Origin of the sequence: Pseudomonas sp. GW456-12-10-14-LB2 (assembly GCF_002884345.1) — a bacterium.
Taxonomy (GTDB): Bacteria; Pseudomonadota; Gammaproteobacteria; order Pseudomonadales; family Pseudomonadaceae; genus Aquipseudomonas; species Aquipseudomonas paraglycinae.
The window spans coordinates 1-3868 of the sequence record NZ_POHV01000082.1; the positions used below are offsets into that span (position 1 = coordinate 1).

General features: G+C 56.2%; 4 protein-coding genes. 2 read left to right on the top strand and 2 right to left on the bottom strand.

All coding sequences use genetic code 11. From position 1 onward, the window contains the following. Nucleotides 1–56: 56 nt before the first annotated feature. Complete coding sequence (locus C1X29_RS28110; protein ID WP_102718942.1) at nucleotides 57–548, bottom strand: hypothetical protein; 492 nt, start codon at nucleotides 546–548, stop codon at nucleotides 57–59. Between the two features lie 115 nt (nucleotides 549–663). After that, nucleotides 664–1173, bottom strand: a complete 510-nt coding sequence (locus C1X29_RS28115) for a GNAT family N-acetyltransferase (RefSeq protein WP_102718943.1) — start codon at nucleotides 1171–1173, stop codon at nucleotides 664–666. A gap of 387 nt (nucleotides 1174–1560) precedes the next feature. On the opposite strand from C1X29_RS28115, the gene C1X29_RS28120 reads away from it, so the two are divergent. Next, the gene (locus C1X29_RS28120) at nucleotides 1561–1932 is read left to right on the top strand and encodes a DUF6124 family protein (RefSeq protein ID WP_102718944.1); all 372 of its coding nucleotides are present in this window, start codon (nucleotides 1561–1563) and stop codon (nucleotides 1930–1932) included. A 146-nt stretch (nucleotides 1933–2078) separates the two neighbouring features. Further along, the gene (locus tag C1X29_RS28125) at nucleotides 2079–3722 is read left to right on the top strand and encodes a hypothetical protein (protein ID WP_102718945.1); all 1644 of its coding nucleotides are present in this window, start codon (nucleotides 2079–2081) and stop codon (nucleotides 3720–3722) included. Nucleotides 3723–3868: the final 146 nt, after the last annotated feature.

A 3868-nucleotide genomic window follows, 5' to 3' on the forward strand; every position in this document is an offset into this window, starting at 1 on the left:
CCTTGGGGGAGAGGGCTGGGCGGGCGGCGTTCCGATGAGGGGGTAGGCTTTTGATCTTAGGTGCGGTCGCGGGGGATGAGGCTCTGCAGTTGCTGCGCGAGAAAATTCGCATCGAAGGCAAAGGTGTCCGGATCCTTCAACCCATTGGTCTTGCGCCACTGCCAATCACCATTGGGCAACCCCACCAACGAAACACTCCCATAACGCGCCGCCGTCAGCCCCACCACCGCCAGCGAAATCTGTCCACCGCTGCCCATCACATCCGGCACAAACTCCACCGGTTTGCCGGCAATCACGATGCTCAGTTTTTTAGTCTTGAAGGTTGAGGTCTCAACCGGCGTGCTCGGCCCGAACGCCACATAAGCCTCGCGACTCACCTCCAGCAACCCCGGCGCCTGCACCGGCTCCAGCCATTGCTGAATCTGCCCGAACAACTCGCTAATCCGTGTGGCCCAGGTCGCCGATTGCGTCTCGAACAATTGCTTCTTGTGCGCTTCGCTGTCGGCATAGTGGCGAAGCATTTCTCCCAGTTGCTGTACGTCGTCCATTGCGGTGTTCCTTCAAGGAGCGGTGCTGCGGACTTTGAGCATGGCAGATGCCGATGACGACCGTGCAAGTCATTTGCCTGCACGATCGCCTGATCGACCATTGACGGACAGAAGGTCAGCGTTTGCGCAGACGCGCCATGCTCAAAGTGTCGACCCATTGCCCGTCACGCACGGCGTAATCGCGGAACAGGCCCTCGTTTTCGAAGCCGAACTTGCGATAGAGGCCGATTGCCGCCTCGTTGTCGGCGTACACCGAAAGTTCGACCCGGTGCAGGTTCATCCAGTTGTCGGCGATGTCCAGCGCCGCTGCCAACAGCTTCGAACCGACACCCTTGCCCTGCCACGCTACCGCAACGGCCATGCCGACACTGCCCGCGTGACTGCGGCGAATCCGCGAAAAAGCCTCCAGCCCGAGATGCCCGATCACCGCACCTTGATGCAACGCCACCAGTTTCACCATCCGTTCGTTTTCCGGCATCAGTCGTTGACGCCAGATCTCGGCAGACTGAAACGGCATCTGCAGCACCTGCCGGGTCACAGCCGGGTCGTTGTAAAGCGCGGTGACGCCTTCGACGTGGGATTCGCTGAAGCGTTCGAGGTGAATGGCGGGGTTGTGCTCAGGCATGGAAGATCCCTCTTGGATCAGTGCGTGGCCGGTCACTGTAAACCGCTTCTTCACGGATTCGCCATGACTGTTTAAAGCCGTTGACCGAAACGTCCGGCAAGCCACAACGCCTTGCGCCATTGCCTACGCATCCGCCAGAATCCGCCGGCTTGTGCGCCTTGAGGGCGGGCTCTATCGTTTCCGGGTCGCTGATGAATCAGCGATCGGGTTTAGCAGCTCGGCAATTCTCAAGGCACGCTGGTTTCGCCATTTCTGTTTTATGGCGGCTTGCGTGGGGCACTTCGGTGCGCCGGGATCCTTGAGCCTGGTCTGCTAACCCGCGTACAGCCGCCACCTCATTCGTTTAGCAGCGATGGATGACGGCTCCATTTCTCAAGGAGCTTCACCATGATCAAACCAACGCCAAACCCGCCCGAAACCGACTCCACCTCGCCTTACGAATCGGTGGATTCGAAGACCTTCCACGAAGCCGCCGAACGCGCCCTCGATCACTACTTCAATCCCCTACTCCCCATAAAACCGCTGCTCAAACCCAACACCCGCTACCTCATCGCCCCCGGCATCGACAGCGAAGAACTGCTGGCCGACGCCTGCGAAACCCTGACCTCGGCCAAAACAATGGCCACCGACTTCGCCGGGCTGGTGGACGGCTCGCACCGGCATGTGCTGCTGGGGATCGCGCAATTGATCATGCTGGGGGAACTGGCGGTGAATCGTGCGCTGGATAATCTGGAGGTGGCGGCTGAGCCGCGCGTTTGAGTGATGAAACCAAAACGGCCCCTTTACGGCGCCGTTTTTCTGCCTGTTCAAATCCTTGGAGATCTCTTCGGCACTCGACCGTTCATCTATAAACAGCCTTCACCTGTCAGATCTGACAGTGGTCGATGCAACTGCATGGTGCTTTGATGAAGCTCATCTCAATTGCCCCGCGAGCAGATGCCATGAACGCCACCACGTCGCCCCCCATCGCCATTTTTGCTCTCACGCCTCCACAAGTCCTCCTCAAGACTGACCCGGTGATTGGTGCGCATATCGGGGTCTCGATCGTCAATCACTACAAAGACCCTTTGGGGATGGCAGTGCTGTTCGGGCCTTGGCAAGGTCAGGATCTGTATGAAACCGTTCACTTGCACCTGAACAACAACCCAAAGCCGATCAGCAGTGAAATCGTATTCAGCATCAGCGACCCGGTGCTGTTACGCCTGCCTGCCGGTTTGCTGCTGGAGGACATCAACAGTTTGCACTGTACGGTTGAGCGTCTTTCAGGCAACGGCGACACGTCTCCCTCATTGACGGTGCTTTACGATGCTTTTGCTCCAGGTGGCGATGAACAGGTACCGGGGGGCGGACATTCGGCACTCGCCATCAACGCCACCCCCACCAGCGTGGACGCCTCACAAGCTGCACAAGGCGTACTGCTAACGCTGGATTATCCGCACAAACATCTCTATGACCTGATCACTGTTGATAGCGGCGGAGTAGAGACCAAACATCGAATCGAACCAACGCCGACCAACCCCAACCCCGACCTGACCCAGCCAATCACACTCACTCTGACTACACCGCACTTTGCCAAGGATCCGAACAATCCGCAGTTCCCGATCAAGTACAACGTGATCAGCCAGACAAACAATTACTCAGGAACAACACAGTTGGGCCAATTCAATGCACAGGATCATTGGTCGATTCCTTGTCTGATCGATGTGCATCTGGATTGGGCAGAACTGCTCGAGGCCATCCTTCAGGAAATCCTCGGAGAAAACGGTGACGATCCGAAAGAAGTCGATCTGGGCAAAATGAATGGCGGGCCATTGTGGGCGCTGATTCACTTGATCAATACGATTTGGCAGGCGGGGGATCAGATTCATCTAACGTTCGAAGCGTGGCTGAACGGCGTCATGGTCGCCACCCATGACGAGACTTTGCCAATCGGCAATGTACCGGGGCAGTTTTCCTGGCCAATACCCAATGTAAAGGTGGTTGCCAACAGTCAGGTGAGGGTCAAGTTCGAACAGATCAGGGGAGGCAAAGTCATTGGCGTTTCCAAGGAAGCCCAGGCACGAGTAGTTGGAGAGGGTTTGCCGGACATTGAGGATTTTGAGTCCACACCCAGTCAGGGAGCCTCCGAGGTTGGGCAATCGGTTTCGACCAATAAAATCAAAGTAACCTTGACGGGAAAAGTTCATCCGAATGACTCGCTGGCCATTGGAAGGTTTACTGATCCCGTTGACGCAGATGGACAGGCGTTTTATGGGTATTTAGCGCAGCCTAATGGGCAAATTACCTCTCTATCTTATGAGGTGGAGCTGATTGGCAGGACTGCCAACAGACTGGTGATCTGGATTGCGGGTGGCAATATTTTTGGTAATGCCACTCAAATGAATTTGGTTTTCAGGGATACCGCTGGGGCGACGCTTAATTTCATTAACCTAACGGTCACCGCCTACCAGCGTCAGCAACAGATCGATACAGGGGTTCTGAACGGTATCAAGTCGATTGCTGTGGTAGTGAATGGTCAGGTAATCATCGATCGGATACAGTTTTTGTAGCCCTCGCATAGCTCTCACTCCAGCGTCCCAAGACAACGGAAAAAACGGGACGCCCATTAGCCGGTCTCAAGTCAAGGTTAAAAGCCACCGCGCCCTGCAGTTTTCAACTGCAGGGTTTGCTCTCCAACTCAACCTGATCGGTTGAA

What these genes read in the sequence shown, in the direction of transcription:
- C1X29_RS28110 (WP_102718942.1), bottom strand. Translation starts at nt 548, where the DNA reads ATGGACGACGTACAGCAACTGGGAGAAATGCTTCGCCACTATGCCGAC.
- C1X29_RS28115 (WP_102718943.1), bottom strand. Translation starts at nt 1,173, where the DNA reads ATGCCTGAGCACAACCCCGCCATTCACCTCGAACGCTTCAGCGAATCC.
- C1X29_RS28120 (WP_102718944.1), top strand. Translation starts at nt 1,561, where the DNA reads ATGATCAAACCAACGCCAAACCCGCCCGAAACCGACTCCACCTCGCCT.
- C1X29_RS28125 (WP_102718945.1), top strand. Translation starts at nt 2,079, where the DNA reads ATGAAGCTCATCTCAATTGCCCCGCGAGCAGATGCCATGAACGCCACC.